Here is a 19,535-nt window from a genome sequence, read left to right on the forward strand (position 1 = left end):
AATTGCGAATTATAAATTAGGAATTATGAATTATGATTCGGCTAGCGTAATTCATAATTCATAATTTCTGATTCGCAATTAAAAAGGATAACCGATTGCAAGATTGAATATCAAATTCTCCTTACGCCAAGACCCGCTGCCGAAACTGATGTCGTCAATCACCCAGCGTTGCCCGGCAGGAAGATAGGGCTTACGCAACGGAAATGCCAGATCGGTTCGTAACACAAGGAACGACAAATCGAAACGCAAACCAACCCCGGTCCCGACAGCAATCTCACTGAGGAATTTCTTTGAGAATTCGGCACCGGGTTTGTTTGTGTCCTTATGCATCAGCCAGATGTTTCCGGCATCGACAAATACGGCACCTTTTACAATACTGAAGATTTTTGCACGGTATTCCGTATTGAATTCCAATTTGATGTCACCCGATTGGTCGGGTAGGAAATCACTGCTTTCCGACTCGCCATTATAAGAGCCAGGACCCAGCGAACGCGCCCTGAAAGCACGGATACTGTTTGTACCGCCAATGAAAAACTGCTTGATGTAAGGCAATTCGGTCGAGTTTCCATAACCATATCCGACACCGGCAATAATGCGGCTGGCCAATACCGCTTCACCGCCAAGTTTCAGGTAATGCCTGAAATCATTTTCCATTTTTACAAACTGGCTGAAGGCGACACCCAGGACTTCTTTTTCTTTTCCTGCCTTAACATCAGCACCTAAAGCAAGTCCGGCAATGGTTCCGGCCACATCGAGGCTGCCTTTATAATAGAAGGTATTTTTCCTGGCGGTCTGCATCGTATTGGTATACGTAAAAGAATAAGTCGGCCCGAAAATCAATTGTTTTTCAATGACTTTTTCGAGTGTTTTGTTGCCCAGTGCCTGCTGGCGGTATAAATCGGTAACCAGCGACGGAGCTACATAATTGATTTCGGTGATATTCAATTGGTGTTCCTTACGGATGTTCTCTTTCCACAGATAACCGAACGAGCCCTTAAACGAATTCAGTGAATACAACTTTTCCCTTTTCTGGAATTCATAACCTAAAGTAGCTTTGGTCTTTGGCACAAATCCGCTCGACGACCTTAATTTAAACGGCGCAATGAACCGCGGCCAGGTCAAACTCACTTCAGATCCGACGCGGTATACATTATAACCATTATTTTGCCCGGAAATCTGTGCTTCCAGTCCACCGAAAACCGATACATTCAGCAATTCTGCACCGCGAAAGGTATTGCGGTTACTCCAGTTGATGTTCAGCTCGGTTCCGGTATAATTCGCCGAATTGGTTTTCCCAAGCACTTCGACACGGATTGATTTCTTAGGCAACGGTGTCAGGTAATAGTAAGCATCAAGCGCATTTTCATTCTCCTTTGAGATCTTAAACTGGTTTTTTACGAATTTAAAAGTGCCGAGGTTTACCAGACGGTTTAGCGAAAGATTATGGTCTGTCCGGTTGTACACATCATATTTATTGAAATACAGCGTGCGGTCAAAAATCCTCGGGTCAAACAATTTTTTCTTATCGAGGATCGTAAAATCCTTGTATTGCACCACACCGGTCGTATCCCCGCGGACGCTGTCGCGCTGCATCCTTCGCAAAGAATAATCGGGATAAACGTAAATGTCGTTGATGGTGAATACTTTAGAGCCACGCGCCGGCATATCGTCTTTGGCTTTCACCAATAAATCCACGTGGTAACTCCCCACGGTGCTGTCTACCTGGACTTTCAGGAAATCGGGGCTGAAGAAATAAAAACCTTCTTCCTTTAAGCGCGCATCGATACGCGTGCGCTCCAGCTTGATGGTTTCGAGATCGTATGGATTCCCGGATTTCAGTAAGGTTTTGTCGGCTGTCCTGGTAATGGCCTGTTCCAGCGCGCTCGAGTCCTGAGGGAAAATCACGTTGCGGATTTTGTATTGTTTGCCGGGCATCACCGTATATTCTGCACTGACCCTTTTGCCTTTTTTCGTGGAATCAGAAGTGACCATCGTTTTGAAGTAACCCCGGTTTTCGCTGTAATTCTGCAAAATATCGGCGTTCAGATCCAGGTCTACCTGGCTGAACAATACCGGCGGTTCCCCTACTTTGGTGCGAAGCCAGTGCCGGAATCCCTTCTCCTTTTTAGGTTCGCCGGCCAGGTTGTAAATCAGCAGTTTCGGGCGCAGCCCCAATATTTTTGAATTCGGTTTCGGGCGCAGTAATCCCTTCAGTTCCCGTTCGAGTGATTTACGTTCTTTACGTGATATGAGTGAATCTTTGACCTTGATTTTTCCCCCGACGTATAGGTATTCGCCGTCCGGAAGGTATTTTGTATTGCTGCACGAATACGATACCAGCAGCAGCATGCAAAGGCAATATTGTAAAATCCGTTTTATCATGGCTTTTTAGTTTCAGTGGTTTTGTCGGCTTCCTTCTCTTTTTGTTGTTCCTTGAATTCGGCGGCTTTTTGCGCTTCTTCTTTTGCCTTCAATTCCTTTTCTTTCCGGAGTCGCAGGCGTTGCTCGCGTTTTTCTTCCTTGCTGCGGTGGAACAGCTCGCTGAATTTATCATAATCCATCGTAATGATGAATGCCACGCCCGTTTCGATTACCTGTCCCTGCAGCGCCACCTGGTATTCGTTTTTGCGATACGCACGAAGTACATACCGTCCATCCTTCGACAATTGATAATCAGCCGAAACATCGCCTGCAATCGTATTGGCCTGTTCATTTACCTGCTGTTCGCCCTCAACATCAAAATTGCTGCCGACGGTGACTTTCAGTCTGTCATTGAGCAGTTTTTTGGAAACCGCTACATTCAGGTCGGTTTTATTTTCCCTTTGCCCCGAAGTGTAATCCTCAGTGGATTCAAGGTCAAAAACAATGTCCACGCCTTTAATCAGGTTTCCTGCCAGATCATTGAGTTGCTGTGACAGGATTTTGCTGACACTTTGCCTTGCCATCCCTTCAGCGCTTGTTCCCGACTCGCTGGCAAACGGATTCTCTCCGATGAATCTGTTGAGTAAAAGCAACGCAAAAACCTGCTTGTTCAATTCTGCCGGTTCCTGGCGCAACTGCTCTAGCTTTGCACGGGTATTTGTAGTAACATCAGAGGAAACACCGTAATTCTTTTCAGGCAGCGTAATGTCGAAAGTAATATCTGGCTTCAGCAATTCTCCGTTAAGCTTCAGCAGCAATTCAAACGGAAGCCGCTGTTTGTAAGTATTCCTTATGGCTGGCGTAACCGATCCCAACTGGTCGTCGAGCAAATCAATCGGCGCGACATTGGCATTGTATACCGCGGTAATATTAATATCGGCAGATGTGGGTTCGCCGGTCCACAAAATGTAACTGCCCTCACGAATGTTGAATTTTCGTTTAAGCAGGTTGAACGTCATTTCATAAGAACCTTCCTTGAGTTCATAACGGCCGGTCAGCGTAGTTTTCCCGGATTCATCAATCCCGCCGGAAAGCCTGGCTTCGCCTTTCACTTTTACGAAGTCACCATTGCCTTTGTCGATGATCAGCGTGAGTTCGGCATCCTTATCGATTTCTATATTGACAGAAACATCGAGGCCTTTAAACGGTGTTTTGCTTATTAAATCAGCATCGGTAACCAGTTTTTCGTTTAATTGCGGATTGTCCTGATCGATAAATTCCACAATGCCTTCACGGTCAGCAATAGAAGGATCAGGTTGTGGCAGGACGATGGTCAGCCTGGTATCTTCATTGATTTTAATCGTGCCGTCGATAATCGGTTTGTTCAGGTCGCCTCTAATGCTAAGGCGGGAATTCAGGAAGAGTTTTCCGTAATACAAATCGTTGTCTTTAGCCTTGGAATCCATCGCACGGAAATTATCGGCGTTGATATTCAGGGCGAAACCATAATCTCGGTAATTAGATGTATTTACTTTTCCTTTAATGGTCAGCGTATTTTTTTCAGCATCCGAAAGGGAGAAATCGGTAAACACAATCCCTGTTTCGGTAAAATCAATCCTGTCATTCATCAGGTTGAAAGGTGAATTGAGTTTTACCACCGTAAAAGCACCGTTGTGGAATTGCAGTCCGCCGATGATTTTTGGGGCATCGACTGTTCCTGAAATTTTCATATCACCTGATACATAACCGCTTCCTTTGGCGATATTGCCCGCCGTGAAAGGCTGGATGCTGGTGATGTTCAGGCGGTCGATATCAAGGTTCGTGTCGAAGCTGCTGTTGTCGCTGCGGTATGTCCCGTCGAGATTTACGAGGTTTTCCTGGCCGGTGATACGCACTTTCGCACGATAGGAATTCAGCAGTTCATTGTCGACCTGGATGGCGACATCACCGATGGTGTCTTTCTTAAAGGTGAGATTGGCAATCTTTAAATCAGACGTAAAGACGGGTTTCTTCATCAGGTCCTTCAGCACCACATTCCCGTTCAGCCTTCCGCCAAGCGCCAGTGAATCTTTCTGGACCATACGTGAAATCGTCTCGATATCGAAATCCCGGAAGTCCACATTCAAAGGCGCGTTGGCTGCCGTAGATTGTGACTGGATTTTTACGGCACTGCCGTTATTGCTCAGCTCGAAATTATCCGCATAAATGCCTTTGCTGCCAAAACGGACGACATTATTATCGGCAATCAGCCACGGCTCGTAATTGAGCAGCAGATCGGCGGGAATCAGGTGCAGTTCGGTATCGCCATCTAGGGATTTCAAAGTCCCGGCGACGATATAATGGTCTTTGTCCTTTGCGTCCTTCAGCTGCAGACGGTAAGCAATCAGGTTGTTTTCAATCCTTCCGGTCAGGCTGGTGTATGGCAGGCGGAATTCCTCGCTCTGCACTTCATCAATTACCGCGCTGTACACTAAAGCGTTGCCTTCCTTGCCAATCTTAATCACGGCATTTGAAATCGTGTTGGCACCATACACCAGCCTCGGGATGGACGCATCGACAGTAATCGTATCATTCACGCTATTGTACCTTCCGGAAATCGTCATGGGCTCGATACGGGTGATTTGCGGTACCAGTTTCATAATTACCGGGTCGTTGATGATATTGACTTTAAACGCGAATTGCTGTGGCGGCGTGGCTGTTTTTTTTGCTTTAGGGTTGGTGTCGTAATATTTCGCAATGGAGTTTGAAAGTGCTGTACCGATTTTCGTCAGCTGGTATTTCCCGTCAATATCGGCTTTCAGGAATTGGGAACGGATTTGCAGCGAATTTCTTTCCGCTGTAGAGACGGCGATGATATTAACGGAATCCAATTGGAATTGCTCTTTTTCATTGGCGATGACCAAATGATAGGCACTGATCTTTCCGTTCAGGAAATCCGGATCGGCGGTATCGATATCGGCATCCACCTTCCCGCGGAGCTTCATGACACCGGCGTGGAGGTTGAGTTTGTTCAAATCGGCAATATCCACATTCAGGCGCAATTTTACCGCAGGATATTTTCCGCTGAAATCCCCTTCGGAAACCAGGTCGAAATCCAGGTTCGGATCGTTCATGCCCGCCGTAGCTTCAAATTTTCCGTTACGGATGGTGCCCTTTAGCGCTAAGTTTTTATAATCATATCCATTAAAACGGGCCTTAACCAGGTTGATATCTGCGGCAGCGTTCGCTGTTTTCGGATTCAAACCGACACCCTTTACTTTTGCTTTCACGCTGATTTTCCCCAGGGAATCATTTTTGAGCAGTTTCCCCAAATCGAAATTGTCCAGCGCGACATCGCCATCATATCGCTCACGGTTTTTAACCCTTTGATCGAACCGGCCTCTGACTTTCGCATTCCCGAAACTGCTGTTCAAGGTAAGGTTGGTATTGAAATTGTTGATTGCGCCTTTGAACTGCCCTTTGAGCGCTATTTGCGATGGCAATTGGATGTTCGACGGCAAAGTTCCTTCAGGGACAAATCCTTTGATATCTTTTGCAGAGGTTTTCAGATTACGGATGTTCAGGTCGAAATAAGCCGTTTTAACATCGGGAAGTCCCTTTATTTTTCCGCTGGCGGCAAGAGTGGTGTTGCCGATGCCGCTGACTTCAAGATTCGGGATGTTCAGGTCAGACAGCTGGCCGTCGATTTTGCCATTGATGTTCAGCACGGCTTTTTTGTTATCCTTGAAGGGATTCGTTCCCGAAAGTCCGGGAACAAACATCAGGATGTCTTCAAAAGCGATATGGCTGTCTTTTAAATTGGCATTTACGGAAAGGTTTCCGGGATTTTCCTTGATGGCGTCCAACGATGAATATGCTACGGAAATCTGGTCCTGAATCAGCGTTTTCGGGGTTTTTAAATATAAGTTCCGAAGCGAGGCACCTTTGTCATTGTAACTGAAATCAGTTTTTAAGGACTGGATGTCGAGGCCTTTTTTCTCTTTTGCAGAAAGCGAAGCAAGTTTTCCAGAGATGCCGTATTTACTATAATTGAGTTTGTTGGCTTTCAGGTTGAAACCAGAAATGGCCATGTGTTTATAATCGATTCCGTTGGCAACGGGTTTGGCATTTTCATCATCAAACCGGAAGTTGATATTTTTCAGGTTGGTGTTATTCACACTGATTTTCCAGTCGTTTTTCAAGCTCCCTGGAGCGGTTTTGATTTCAGGGGCTTTGTCATATTTCCCGATGGTGAGTGCGCCTTTTACACCTTCAAGATTGAGATTGTCGATGATGATTTGCTGTTTCGGCAGATCTGATTTTTTAAAATCAATGCCGAGTTTGTCCAGCGATAATCCACTGTTTAATTGGGTACCCTTATTGTCATAAGCCACATTGATTTTTGACAGCCTGATTTTTTTAAGTTTTATGTTCAGGTGGGGCGTTGCCTTTACGATGGAATCTGTTTTCTCGATGGTATTTACTGCAATTTCCCTCACTAAATCGCCCTGTTCGAGATTCAGTTTCAATCCGTCGAGATTGATTTCAGGAACGTCGAAGTCCATTTTATCGAGATCGAATTTCTTGACATCAGTATCAAAATGCGTCAGTTTTATCTTAAGGTTGTTCTTTGAAATCGCATCGTCAAAACGCAGCCGGACGTTATCCAGCTTTACTTTTTTCAGCGAAAAAACCATGGGTGCCGAACTATCTTTGGCTTTGCCAGAATCGAATGCTTTGATGATGTAATCAAAATTAAAAACCGAATCTTTATTGCGTTTTACATTGGCAGTAATCCCTTCAAGCATCACCGAGTTCAGCTCGACCTGATTGTCAAGAAGCTTAAACAGGCTAATATCGACCTTGATTTTCTCTCCTGCCAGCAGCGTGTCTTTTTGTTGGCTTTCAATGTATACATCTTCCAGGATAACATATTTAGGCAATCCGATTTCAATACGGCCGATTTTTACGGGAGTGTGGATTTTGCCCTCAAGGTAAGTAACGGCCTTGTCCTTGATGCGTTGCTGGACGTACGGAATCTGTATGAGCAATACTACAAGCAGGAAAAGCCCAAGTATGGATCCGATGGTCCATGCGAGTATCTTAAGGGTTTTCCTTACGTACTTATTTAATGCCATATCACATCCTGAATTTGAAAAATTTTACTTACAAATGTGATGTTTTAGTGGGTTTTTTCGCTTATAATTGTGGGGTTGTTTGTTATAGAATTTCAATGTTTGTTACCACGTATGTGCCTTTGAAGATGCTTTTACTTTGAAAAATGCCTCGGCGTAATAGTTCTTAAAATATTAATCTTGCTCATGGTTTAATTTTCTTAAAATCTCCCCCACAATCCCATCTATAATCTCCTGCGTCATATCTGGATAATCCACGGGAATTATTCTTCCATTTTCAAGCCAGTCCTTAATGATGTCGTTGTGTTCTGCTTTGAGGCTTTTCACCACTGGAACGCCCATCGCTTTCAATGCTGCAGCATTGAGGTGTTGCTCGTATTGGTTTTTCATCGGGATGACCAATAGTTTTTTGCCCAGGAACAGTGCCTCAGCAGGCGTTTCAAAACCAGCGCCGCACAGTACGCCAGCGCTTGATGCCATGCTCGCCGTAAACGCATTCCCGTCTATCGGGCGGATGGTGATGTTGCCTTTAGTGATTTTCTTCTTGTTGTGCTTTGAAAAAACTTCCCAGCGCACTTCAGGATGATCGGAAAGACGTTTGAGCAGTTTACGGTCGTCATAAGCCGGAAGGTATACCGTGTAATGCCCGTCGTTCGTTATTTTATGGTTGCGCACCTGGTGCCTGATCACTGGCGTGGATATGTTGCTGCCGTTGCCCGAGAAATGAAAACCGTAGGAATGGTCGGCGGGAGCATAATGGGATAAGATCAGTTTGCCCATACGATCCACGTTTTCAGCAGGCGGGTAGCCGGGTGCCAGTACTGCAGCCTGGTGGCTCAAGGCAATGCACGGCTTTCCTTTAAAATAGCATGCCCAGGCCGATACCGGTTCGAAATCACTGATCACAAGGTCATAATCGTTTACAGGCAATCTTCTGATATTTTTTACAAGCTTGCGCGTATTGGCTTTCGCAAAAGTCTTCCACAGGTCGACACCGCCGCTTTTGCCAAAGATGAAGCTGAGTCCGCGTACCTCAAACTGCACCGGAAAAGGCAGTTTCAAATCGCCCTGCGTACCGCTCACAAGGATATCCACCTGTCCATGCCGCTGCAGGCACGGAATGATATCGACGGCACGGCTCAGGTGCCCGTTGCCTGTACCCTGGATTGCGTAAAGTATTTTCATATGATAAGAATTAAAGGTCACTTAAAAAATCACGGTACCAATAGCCTGACTGCTTGATTGTGCGCTGCTGCGTCTCAAAGTCGACATGGACCAACCCGAAACGTGGGTGATAGCCTTCGGCCCATTCGAAGTTGTCGGTGAGCGTCCATACGAAATAACCGTGTACGTTTACGCCTTCCAGCTTTGCCCGTAACACTTCACGCAGGTGCGCTTTAAGATAATCCCTGCGGCGTCCGTCATATACCTGCCTGTTAACAATATCGTCGGGAAAGGCCGCGCCGTTTTCGGTAATGATGATTTTGTTGATGTTTTTGTAAGTGTGCAATCGCTTCAGCGTATGGTACATTGATGGCGGATGCACTTCCCAGCCCATATCGGTGGTTTCCGTACTGCGTTTGGCAGCCGGGACCAGGGCAGCACCGATGTAAGGGGTAAGCCATCGCGAGCGCACAATTTCCCGCGTATAGCACTGTGCCCCGATGAAATCAAAATTGAAAGCCATTTGCTGTTCATCATCGGGCTGCATGTAACGCCGCATTTTGCGCAGGACAGCAAGATCAGCATCAGGGTAACCCATCCCGAGTATGGGTTCTATAAAGGTACGGTTGAGCAGCGTATCCACACGGGCACAGGCCGCCATATCCTTTGATCGCTGCGTATGCGGCTCAATATGCGTAAAGGAGAAAGTGGTACCTATCTGACTATCAGTATCGCTTCGTAAGATCCTGCCGCCTGCCGCCGTGGCCATAGTCACGTGATGAATGGATTTCAGGTAAGAAGCCAGCCCGCGTTTTCCAGGAGCATGGATGCCCAGGAAATAGCCCGCGCCGGTAAAAACCGATGGTTCATTCATCACCATCCAATTGGGGATGCGGTCCCCGAAATGCTTTGCGCATAAGGCAGCATAATCAGCGAACCACGATATGCTGTCACGGTTGGTCCAGCCGCCCTTGTCCTGCAATGCCTGTGGCAAATCCCAATGATATAGCGTTGCCCAGGGAGAAATGCCACATTCGAGCAGGTGGTCGATGACGCGGTTGTAGTAATCGATGCCTTTCTGGTTTACGTTCCCTTGTCCGTTGGGCAGGATACGCGACCAGCTGAGGGAAAAACGGAAATCAGGAATGTGGAGTTGCCGCAATAAGGCAATATCATCTTCATAGCGGTTGTAAAAATCACAGGCCATGCCGGCATGGTCATTGTTTCGGACAGTACCTTTTTTCGCTGTGAAAGTATCCCAGATAGACGGACCTTTGCCGTCAACATCAACAGCGCCTTCAATCTGGAAGGCGGCAGTGGATACACCCCAATGAAAACCAGGCCCGAATTGCTGTCGTTGCAACGGATGTTTTTCTTCCATTTAGCGGTATAACATCATCAATGAAGGAAAGAAGACTGCATCGCCCGGAGGAAAAGCCACTGGCGGAAGGATTTGATAATATGGATTATGGAATATTTCATCATCAATCGTTTTATACAAATTAATGATGGGAATGTTATTTAGGGGTAATGCGGGGGTTATGGTTTGGTTAAGGATGTGAAAGGCATTGGGTGCAAGGTGCGTGTTGATTGTCTGATTTTAGAATATTATGCTGAACTTTGTACGTGAAAATGAACCCTGACATTCCGGTAAGGTGTGACCGCGTGAAGGATGGAAGCGGCAGCCCGGAGCCTGCAAGGCGAGGACTAAAGCGGACAGCCCGGCCCGCAGGGACACGCCCAATGTATTAATATTTTGGAATTGCAAATCGATGTTGCTTTTGCGATCCGCCACAATAACCCGCCCAAAAATGCGTTTCTTTGCAATCTAACCAACGTTTATGAAAAAACTGCTTTTCCTTTTCCTATTTGTTTCTGCTGCTACATTTTGTTCCTGTACCGCTGATGATGATGCCGATATGAGCAACACCGTCACCATGAAAATCAATGGCGTATCACGTACTTTCGAGCCACTAGGGGTAGAAACCGCACTGCAGCAGAACGGGCAATACAAGCTTACGATCTGGATGTATGCCAATGACGGGCTTTCAGAAGAATCGGCGAAGCTGGTTACCAATTTTGGAGATACGGGAAATGATGGTTTCCATGAATTCTACATTACGCTGAATCCTTCCGGTTTCCAGAGCGATGCCACCGAAGGAACCTTTACGAGCCACATCAGCACGAACAGCGACACCGAGTTTGAGGCCACCTTTTCAGGAACTATGCAGGGAAATAACAATACGGTGACGCTTACCGGTGGGCGTATTCATTATTTATATGATGATCCGCTTGGGATATAGTATGCTATCAGCGTGCCAAATTACATCCGGAGAGGTTCAAGCTGTTGTTTTTGAAAAGGGCAGCCTCTTTTTTCAATCCCCACGTCCAACCGCATAATCGCTTTTTTATAAGCACCGGGCAGGAGCAATTCTTTTAATAACCAATCCAAATTAAATTGCCTGCCCAGCTTATAAATACCGATAAAAGGTTTTAGTGTCTTAAAGTTTGAAAATCCGACGCGGCTGCTTACGCATTTGGGGATGACCAGTTTCTGTGATTCAATCAATATGGCATACCGGAGAAATCCAAGGTGCCTGCGGTATTGCCCGAACAAATCGGCGGTGTAATTACTGTATTGAAGGTTCTGCTCCAATTGCGCTTCGCGAATCCATTGCCATACACCAAAATCCTGCGGCAGCCCGCGGATACCCATACGGGAGCCTACACGGTGGAACACCTCAAATACTTCTTGCTTTTCAACGATGGAAAGCGGGCGCTCCAGCAGTTCGTATGACCGTATGGAGTAATCAATCAGCATAAATAATACATCACGGTAAGCCCAATCGGGAATGTCCATGCCTCGTTTGACTTCAACCGCCTTATGTATGGCGGCCATTTTATCGATGGACCGCAGCGCGTCTTCCTGCTCCGCAAACACGATATCGCGTGCATATGATACCGTGGAAAGGAAGCGTGCGATAGGGTCGGAGGGGAGCTTGCCCGTGAAATACAGCCAGTCGACTGATTTGTTTAGCGCAAATTCTGCAGCAGCGCCGGCAAATATGAACATGATCGTATCACTGCTACCCCATATTTGCCGGACAATCGAATTTTGTTTGGTGAAATATTCCATAATATTTTTTAGTGCCAATAAGTTCCGGCCAAGCCCAATACGCTGCCAAGCCACAGGAAGATAAGAAACACAAGTGCGCTCACGATAGTGGCAATAATGCGGGGTGTGCCACTGTGAAACCAGCGGGCCATGAAGTAATAGAACGCGCCGCCAACAGCACCTGCAAATGGTACGACGATCAGCGGACGGGCACGCCAGTAATCCGGAAAACCGGGCTGGGTTTCTGCACCAAGCAAGAACAGGCTGATCAATGCGAGTCCGATAAGCGCGCCGACAGCCATCGGGCGTAGTAAAGCTGCAGGATTGATTTCTGGGTTTGTTTTCGTTTGTGTCATAATGATGAAATTTAAAATTATAGTTTAAAAGAACTTTGTTTTTCAAAGTGTTTATGTAAAAAAATAGCTACTGCTGTGATTTAATTAATTTTTCCAAAGCGTTGATGTGTGCTGCGAAGGCATGCTTCCCGCCCGCAGTAATGCGGTAACTGGTATTGGGTTTCCGGCCCACGAATGACTTGGTGACTTCAATGAACAGTTCTTTTTCGAGCGCCTTGAGGTGGCTTGCAAGGTTGCCGTCGGTGACATCAAGGTATTCCTTGAGCGCATTGAAATCGACGGCTTCATTTACCGAAAGTGCAGACATGATCCCAAGCCTGATCCTGCTGTCAAAAGACTTATTCAAACCACTGATGATCGCTTTCACTTTTCGTATTTCATATAAATATACAGGCCATAAATGATGTGCAAGATACCAAAACCCGTGGCCCAGAACAACAATGCGTAGTCAATAAAATTTACCGCTACCAACCCAAGCGCAATATTGATGGCACCGAGATATCGGAGTTCAGCATAAGAGTATTTCCCGGCATTGACCAGTGTAAGTCCGTAGAATAGTAACGTCAGCGGCAATATCAGCCCCGGAAATCCTTTAGAGATCAGGATGAATATCAAAATACCGCCAGTAAAGAGCGGGATGCACATGTTGATGACCAGCCTGCGCGCGGTGGCATTCCACAAAGGTTCGTTTATCTTCCTCGATTTCCTATGCGAAAGGAATATTGCAGTGCCTACCGCCAAAAAAAGCAATACCACTCCCATGCCGATTAATTCCAAAAGGGTTTCTGAAGGCCCCGGAATGCCGCTCATTTCGTATAACGAATAATCACTGCGCTGCTGCATCAGCAGGTTTGCGAAGAAGGCTGCCGCCAAAGCGTAAATGCCTATAACCACTCCGGACCAGCCTGATAATGACAGGAATTTACTGGAACGCTCCATCATCGAACGGATTTCAGTAAGGTCGTTAATATATTCTTCTTGCTTTTTCATAAAATGTACTTTGCGATTCAAAGTTAATGGAATATTTTGAATGGGCAAGTATTTTTTTTTAAAAAATGACGGCTGCGCTCTAGATACGCTGCGCTTTTAGATTGTCAGACTTTTTAGACTGAATGTATATTTTGATAATTTTGTCCAAGAAGTCGAAGAAGTCCAAGAAGTCCAAGAAGTCTAATAATCCATACCAAATGTACATTCCGCCACATTACGAAACCACTGACAAAGCCACGATAATCGCGTTCATGAAGCAATACCCATTTGCAACAATCATTACGGTAAAAGACAATTTCCAAAGCGCCACCCACCTGCCGTTCACCATCAGTGAAAGGGAAGGGGATATGATCCTGACGGCACATTTTGCAAAAGCAAATCCGCAATGGGAGCAGTTGACAGAAAATGAAGTGCTGGTGATTTTTGCCGAACCGCATGCCTATATTTCGCCCTCGCATTATGAAAGTGATAAGAATGTCCCGACATGGAATTACATTGCCGTACATGCTTATGGTAAGGGAAGGCTCATTACCGAAAATGCTGCTGCTTACGAAGTGCTCGAAGCAATGATCGCACAATCTGAGCCTGGATATAAAGTGCAGTGGGACAGCCTTCCGGCTGATTATAAGGACAGGATGGTTAAGGGAATCGTCGCTTTTGAAATCACTGTGACGACCTTGCAGGCGAAGCATAAATTGAGCCAGAATAAAAAATTATCGGAAAGGGAAAATATCATTTCTGCTTTTGAAAAGAGTGATGATGGAAATGAAAAAGCGATTGCAGGATTTATGAGAAATGTTGAAAAGGAAAATTAAAATCGGAAAGCTATAAAAATACGCGGAGATAGTGTAATTTTTACTTGAGTGTAAACAGGAACTTTACACGAATCATTTAAAAAATATGCATTATGGAAACCAGTAAAAGTATCAGTGCGCTAAACGAACTGATTGAAATCAACAACGACCGTGTCGAAGGATACGAAACCGCTTCTAAAGAAACCAAAGACAACGACCTGAAGTCACTTTTTGCCTCACTACAAACTACCAGCCAGGGTAACCTGACGGAACTGCGCAGTGAAGTGACGCGCCTTGGGGGTACTCCTGAAGAAGGAACCCGCGTTACCGGAAAATTCTTCCGTGCCTGGATGGAGGTTAAGGCGGCGCTTACAGGTGATGACCGCCAGTCTGTGCTGAATTCCTGTGAGTTTGGAGAGGATAAGGCGCTCGAAGCCTATGAGCATGTCCTTACAAACCATGTTGCCGACCTTTCAGCTGAGCAGATTGCACTGGTAAGGAAACAACAGGCCAGCCTGCAGGCCGAGCATGACAAAGTGCGTGCGTTGCGAGATGCGGCATAATACGATGCTGCACGATATTAAGCCTCCTTTCGGAGGCTTTTTTTTGATACGAATAGTAGTGGAATTGGTATACAGAGTATATTACAAATGCTAAATTTCAACCATGACTTTTTCGCTGCGCAGGGCGTTTTCGGCATTTTTGCGTTTGAGTGCTTCGTTCATTGCCTTTACGCTCTGCCTGTAGGCTTCGGTTTCACGGTCGTATGCCAATCTTGATTTATAAGTGATTTTAATGACGGAACCAGAAAGCAGTTCGGTAATCTTGTATTTGGAATGAGTGCAAATGTACTGGCGCTGCTCGTCTGTAATGGCATGAGTGGATTTGTATTGCTGCATTTCCGGACTCAGGCTCAGCGAATAGGTGACCGATGGCAACGGTATGCGCGAAAAGCTTTGTTCAATGACGATAACGTTATTTTCTTTCTCTACGACTATCGGGGATTTTGAAAGCACTTTTTGTTTATTGCTTTGGGTGCTGAAAGAGAAATTTTTTACGCCGTTAGAATACAAGGATTTATCGTTGAAGCACACCGGCAGCTCTTTGACCGTATTGCGATGATAAAGTGGCAAGGGACGGTAATGGCTGTTTTCCTCTACATACCTTTCGGCTACGATATTTTTCTCGACCAGTCCGGGAAGCTTATATTTCTGTTGGTAGATATCATAAAGATTGTTGCCCTGGGAAAGCTCTATCTGATCGAGGGTATTGTTAATGAAATAAGGTTTTAGCATCGGCTTAAAGTGTGGGACCTTATAATAAACCGCGTCATCATTGTCTTTTACAAGCACATTTTCAGCGACAAGGATGTCTACAACTTTGTGGAACTCTTCCTTCGACATGCCGTACCAGAATTTCAGGAAAATTTTAGGATGGCGGGACAATTCCTGCCTGAATTTCATGTCTGTGAATGCCTTTTGCAGCTCCATCCTGTTATTGGAAGGGTTTTCTTTCGAGCTGCAACTCATCAGGAGGTATATGGACAACAGGGTAAAAATGCGCTTCATGCCGTAGATCTGATTAAGAATATGGTACTATTTCAGTATCCAAATTTCATAAATAGGTAAAAGCTTATTTTACAGCATTATCTGAATTTTTTATAGAATATGCGATAAGTGATTGTAAATGTCTTTATTAGTGAATTATTATAGTCAAAGTAACGAAAATACAGAACATTTCATAATGCGTATTTTTTTATGAAGAAGATGTCTTAGTAGAAGTATATTTCGACTGAATTGACATCAGAGTAATTCTATTTCATTTTCTGCGAATATGTGTTGAGTCATTTCCGTTTGAAAAGACATCGTTAAAGTGTCGCAGTGATGCTTCCGTAATAACAATCACTTTATCCATGATACAATTTCTGGCAGTTGATGCAGAAGAAGCTTCGTCGTTTTTTAGCGCCGGTGTATTCTTTAATGATTGGTAAATCACATCGCTTACAGGTCTTTTTAGTGTAGGCAAGCCAGTGTTTCTTCAATTCGGATTTCTTTTTCCATTCCAGGAATTCAAAACTGTAATGTTGTGCCTCTTTGATGATTTCGCGGATTTCAGCATCGGGGATCGAGCCTGTCAGTGATTCAGGATGCACCTTCAAGCGGTAAAGCACTTCATTTTTGATGATGTTGCCCACGCCCGAGAAGATGTCCTGTTCCAATAAGCTGTCGCAGATCATCTTGTCCGGAATGGCTTTTAGTTTCTTTTTTGCCTTTCTCGCATTCCACTCAGGATTCATCACATCTCCGCTCCAGTCGTAATGGTCGTTTACATCGCCCTCCAGTACTTTTATAGCACAGGTATAAAAATTGATTTCACCATCGTCAAATTCCAGTCTGAGGCGAGGTACCGCCTTTTTTCGCTCATTGATAAGGTAACTGCCGAACATCAGGAAATGGATCCGTATGGTGAAACCTGCAAAACAGATCAGGAAATGCTTTCCCCAGCTTTTGAAAGATAAAATCTGTTGCTCTTCGAGGCGGCCCATATCAATCCTGGCATTACCCTGTGCCGCTGCAACCCGTTTGCCTGTGAAGGGTGACGCTTCTTCTTTAAGGATGACGATGGTGGGACCTTCCGGCATGATATTGCTTTTATAAGCTCTAAAATTAACCACTACGAAGACCTGTTATATTATATTTTCCGAACCTTTTTTTTCGAAATTGCGGGTATAGAGATACGTAAATCATAACACCCTTCAGGAATATTGTAACCCTAAACGTCATTACTGCCCTAATTTTACCAAATGGAAGCGTCTCTGAAACAAGGATGCACATGCAAAAAACCGGGCGGTGAAAAACCCGGAATGTCCTGGATAATGTCAAAGTGATGATGCAACGGATTCAGGATATCCGGTTTTTTCACTTGTTTTGGTTTGGCGGCACGAAAGTGCCGCTTTTTTTTACGGTAATTTACACTTACAATTATTCCGATCCTGATACCTCGTTTGTAGCCCCCGCCATTTCAATCCTTTCATGTAATGAATAGGTGATTTGGGACGTCAATATTGTATGGAGTGTGTAACCTTAAATTGTAATGTTGTAATGTTTAGCGCAAGGGTAACTGTAGTTTTGCCACCGGCAGTCGAGGTTGTATTTTGTCTTACTGAATTTGAAGTGCTTTGGGACACTGCAGGTTTGTGAAAGTTGCATAAGGCACAAGCTGACGCCATAACCCGTGCAATCTTAATGCTATTAAATCCGGGATTGTACAAAATAAAATCTGCTATGAAAATTAAATTACTACAAATGTGCGCCTTTGGCGCTATGGCTTTCTTATGCCTGTCGCCAGCTTCGGTTGAAGCTAAAAAACGTTCAGACTTGTCCTTTGCCTTCGCCGCGTCCCAAGCTCCTGTTGCGGCAAATGCAACAAACATCATGAATACCACCTTTGGCGCGCAGTGGGCTGGAGTTTCAGGCGCTACAAGCTATAGGCTCGATGTGAGTAGAACGCCATTCGGGCAGCCTGGAGATGCGGAGTATGTCTATCAAAACCTTTTTGTTGAAAATGTTACTTATTATACTGTAACAGGCCTGAATCCGGCAACTCCGTATTATTACAGGGTACGGGCAATCGATGCAGATGGTGCTTCGCCCAACTCCAATACCATTAGTGTTTTTACTACCGATGTAACCACATGGGACGGGATCGGATGGTCTGATACGCCACCTACAGCCAGTATAAATGCCTTTATCAGTGGGGCGTACGACACTGCAAACAACGGTTCGTTCACCTCGAAAAGCCTTACTGTAAATACCGGCGGAAGCCTCGTTGCACGGGCAGGGACCAATATGACGGTGGTAAATACGATCGTGAATGAAGCAGGTGTGGCTTCGCTGACCATTGAAAGCAATGCAAACCTGTTGCAGATTGCCAATAACAATTTGAATTCGGGTGACATCACCGTAAACAGGAATGCATCGATGCGCAGGCTGGATTATGTATACTGGTCGGCGCCCGTTACAGGGCAGAACTTACAGGATTTTTCCCAGCAAACATTATCCAACAGATTTTACACAATCAGTGAGCCTGCCAACGGTTTTACGGTTGTAAATCCTTCGACAAACGACTTTACGTTATGCAAAGGTTTTGTAATCCGTGCCCCGGATGATTTCCCCACGGCACCGCAGGAATTTAACGGAATTTTTACAGGTGTCCCTAATAATGGCGACCTGATGATACCCGTTACGCTGGATGGGCAGGGGTATAACCTGATCGGGAATCCTTACCCGTCCACCTTAAGCGCATCATCGCTGTTGAATGCAAACCCGGAAATCAGTACGATTTACCTTTGGACGCATACCGTACAGGGTTCAACCCCGGGGGCCAACTATGCGACAATCAATGCTACCGGCGAAACTTCGGCATCATCGACAACGCCCGAAAGTGAAACGCCAAACGGGATAATACAGGTAGGGCAGGGATTTGTTGCCAAAGTAAATGCGCCGGGCAATGCCATATTTAAAAATACCATGAGGATTGCCAACAACCAGGACCAGTTTTTCAGGACATCCGCTGCGGACCGGGACAGGTTATGGCTTAATGTTACGTCCCAGGGTGGAGGTTACAGCCAGATGCTCATCGGCTATGTAGAAGGAGCAACAGATATGGTTGATAACCAGTTTGATGCACCGCAACTTGATAGTGAAGGGACCCGTCTGTACAGCATCATTGATGGCGAAACGCCGTATGTGATCCAGGGAAAATCCAGTCCCTTTAACAACAGCGATACTGTAAAACTTGGATTCGTTGCCAATCAGGCCGGGAATTATACATTGGCTCTGGACCATATGGAAGGCATTTTCTCGGAAGGGCAGGCGGTTTTCCTGAAAGACAATGAGACCGGGTCGGTTACCAATCTGGCAACAGGCGCATATCAGTTTATATCAGCCGCCGGAAACTTTGCAGACCGGTTTTCGATCCAGTACTTGATGGCCACTCTAGGTACCGGAACTCCGCAAGCCGTCACAAATGACATCCTGGTGTTTAAAAAGAATAACAGGCTGCAAATCATGTCGTCTGCTGCTGTTATTTCGGAAGTTTCAGTATATGATACAAGCGGGAGATTGCTTTATTATACCAATCAGGAAGACAGCACAAGCCTGAACGTCCCCGATGTGAGGGCTGCCGGAAGTCTGTTACTGGTGCGCGTTACCACTGCCGACGGTAGCATCTCGACAAGAAAGGTGATTTTCTAGCCCTCGGTCAAATATTTTGAAGAGCCTGCCTGACCGCAGGCTTTTTTTTTATGCCTGCCTTTACTGACAATATACATGAACCTGTTCGCATAAATAAAAAACTTCCCGTCGTGCAAACGGGAAGCTTCTCGGTTATTAATTAAGGGACGGTCAATAAAAACGCTTTTTATTTTTGGATGCCAACGTGCTCACATCGAGGAACGCGTATACGATACAGGTACCCAGCAGCGACGTCAGGATCAGGTAAATACCGCTCACACCTGAAGCCCATTGCATGGCACGGTCGTCGTCGCACAGGTACATCAATAAGACAAGCAGCCCTCCGATCGTGGTGCGGATAAATTTATCTGGAGTACTCATATTCTGCTTCATGTTAAAAGCTATAA

The 19,535-nt window shown here is 45.5% G+C and carries 15 protein-coding genes; 4 read left to right on the plus strand and 11 right to left on the minus strand.

What is annotated here, in order from left to right:
• Positions 1–78 precede the first annotated feature (78 nt).
• The 4 genes from tamL to HYN49_RS10310 all read right to left on the minus strand — a co-directional run bounded on the left by tamL (position 79) and on the right by HYN49_RS10310 (position 10,020).
• Positions 79–2,382: a translocation and assembly module lipoprotein TamL gene (gene tamL / locus HYN49_RS10295; RefSeq protein WP_108904037.1), complete on the minus strand. Its 2,304-nt coding sequence runs from the start codon at positions 2,380–2,382 to the stop codon at positions 79–81.
• Entirely contained in the window at positions 2,379–7,478 is a 5,100-nt protein-coding gene (locus HYN49_RS10300; protein WP_108904038.1) for a translocation/assembly module TamB domain-containing protein, read from the minus strand. The genes tamL and HYN49_RS10300 overlap by 4 nt, the downstream gene beginning before the upstream one ends.
• A gap of 171 nt (positions 7,479–7,649) precedes the next feature.
• Positions 7,650–8,660 (minus strand): glycosyltransferase family protein, encoded by a 1,011-nt coding sequence (locus HYN49_RS10305; protein ID WP_108904039.1) that lies wholly within the window; start codon positions 8,658–8,660, stop codon positions 7,650–7,652.
• 10 nt (positions 8,661–8,670) lie between these two features.
• Entirely contained in the window at positions 8,671–10,020 is a 1,350-nt protein-coding gene (locus tag HYN49_RS10310; RefSeq protein WP_108904040.1) for a GH1 family beta-glucosidase, read from the minus strand.
• Between the two features lie 460 nt (positions 10,021–10,480).
• On the opposite strand from HYN49_RS10310, the gene HYN49_RS10315 reads away from it, so the two are divergent.
• Positions 10,481–10,942, plus strand: a complete 462-nt coding sequence (locus tag HYN49_RS10315; RefSeq protein ID WP_108904041.1) for a hypothetical protein — start codon at positions 10,481–10,483, stop codon at positions 10,940–10,942.
• A 20-nt stretch (positions 10,943–10,962) separates the two neighbouring features.
• Here the strand turns inward: HYN49_RS10315 and HYN49_RS10320 are convergent, their stop codons facing one another.
• From HYN49_RS10320 to HYN49_RS10335, 4 genes are all read right to left on the minus strand, one after another.
• Entirely contained in the window at positions 10,963–11,775 is an 813-nt protein-coding gene (locus tag HYN49_RS10320) for an oxygenase MpaB family protein (protein ID WP_108904042.1), read from the minus strand.
• Between the two features lie 8 nt (positions 11,776–11,783).
• Complete coding sequence (locus tag HYN49_RS10325) at positions 11,784–12,110, minus strand: potassium transporter KefB (RefSeq protein ID WP_219928744.1); 327 nt, start codon at positions 12,108–12,110, stop codon at positions 11,784–11,786.
• Positions 12,111–12,177: 67 nt separating this feature from the next.
• Positions 12,178–12,477, minus strand: a complete 300-nt coding sequence (locus HYN49_RS10330) for a winged helix-turn-helix domain-containing protein (protein WP_108904043.1) — start codon at positions 12,475–12,477, stop codon at positions 12,178–12,180.
• Positions 12,474–13,100, minus strand: a complete 627-nt coding sequence (locus HYN49_RS10335; RefSeq protein WP_108904044.1) for a hypothetical protein — start codon at positions 13,098–13,100, stop codon at positions 12,474–12,476. Before HYN49_RS10335 ends, HYN49_RS10330 begins: the two co-directional genes overlap by 4 nt.
• Before the next feature lie 197 nt (positions 13,101–13,297).
• Here HYN49_RS10335 and HYN49_RS10340 point away from each other — a divergent pair, with 197 nt between their 5' ends.
• Complete coding sequence (locus tag HYN49_RS10340) at positions 13,298–13,915, plus strand: FMN-binding negative transcriptional regulator (RefSeq protein WP_108904045.1); 618 nt, start codon at positions 13,298–13,300, stop codon at positions 13,913–13,915.
• A 92-nt stretch (positions 13,916–14,007) separates the two neighbouring features.
• The gene (locus HYN49_RS10345; RefSeq protein ID WP_108904046.1) at positions 14,008–14,457 is read left to right on the plus strand and encodes a PA2169 family four-helix-bundle protein; all 450 of its coding nucleotides are present in this window, start codon (positions 14,008–14,010) and stop codon (positions 14,455–14,457) included.
• Positions 14,458–14,547: 90 nt separating this feature from the next.
• On the opposite strand, the gene HYN49_RS10350 is transcribed toward HYN49_RS10345, so the two are convergent.
• Together HYN49_RS10350 and HYN49_RS10355 are read right to left on the minus strand one after the other, a co-directional pair.
• Positions 14,548–15,462, minus strand: a complete 915-nt coding sequence (locus HYN49_RS10350) for a hypothetical protein (protein WP_146185088.1) — start codon at positions 15,460–15,462, stop codon at positions 14,548–14,550.
• Between the two features lie 338 nt (positions 15,463–15,800).
• Positions 15,801–16,535, minus strand: a complete 735-nt coding sequence (locus HYN49_RS10355) for a DNA-formamidopyrimidine glycosylase family protein (protein WP_108904048.1) — start codon at positions 16,533–16,535, stop codon at positions 15,801–15,803.
• 643 nt (positions 16,536–17,178) lie between these two features.
• Between HYN49_RS10355 and HYN49_RS10360 the strand changes: the two genes are divergently transcribed.
• A complete protein-coding gene (locus HYN49_RS10360) occupies positions 17,179–19,149 on the plus strand; it encodes a fibronectin type III domain-containing protein (RefSeq protein WP_181368946.1) in 1,971 nt (656 codons plus the stop codon).
• A gap of 150 nt (positions 19,150–19,299) precedes the next feature.
• On the opposite strand, the gene HYN49_RS10365 is transcribed toward HYN49_RS10360, so the two are convergent.
• Complete coding sequence (locus HYN49_RS10365; RefSeq protein ID WP_219928745.1) at positions 19,300–19,509, minus strand: YgaP family membrane protein; 210 nt, start codon at positions 19,507–19,509, stop codon at positions 19,300–19,302.
• Positions 19,510–19,535 lie beyond the last annotated feature (26 nt).

It is taken from the genome of Flavobacterium pallidum (assembly GCF_003097535.1).
Classification (GTDB): domain Bacteria; phylum Bacteroidota; class Bacteroidia; order Flavobacteriales; family Flavobacteriaceae; genus Flavobacterium; species Flavobacterium pallidum.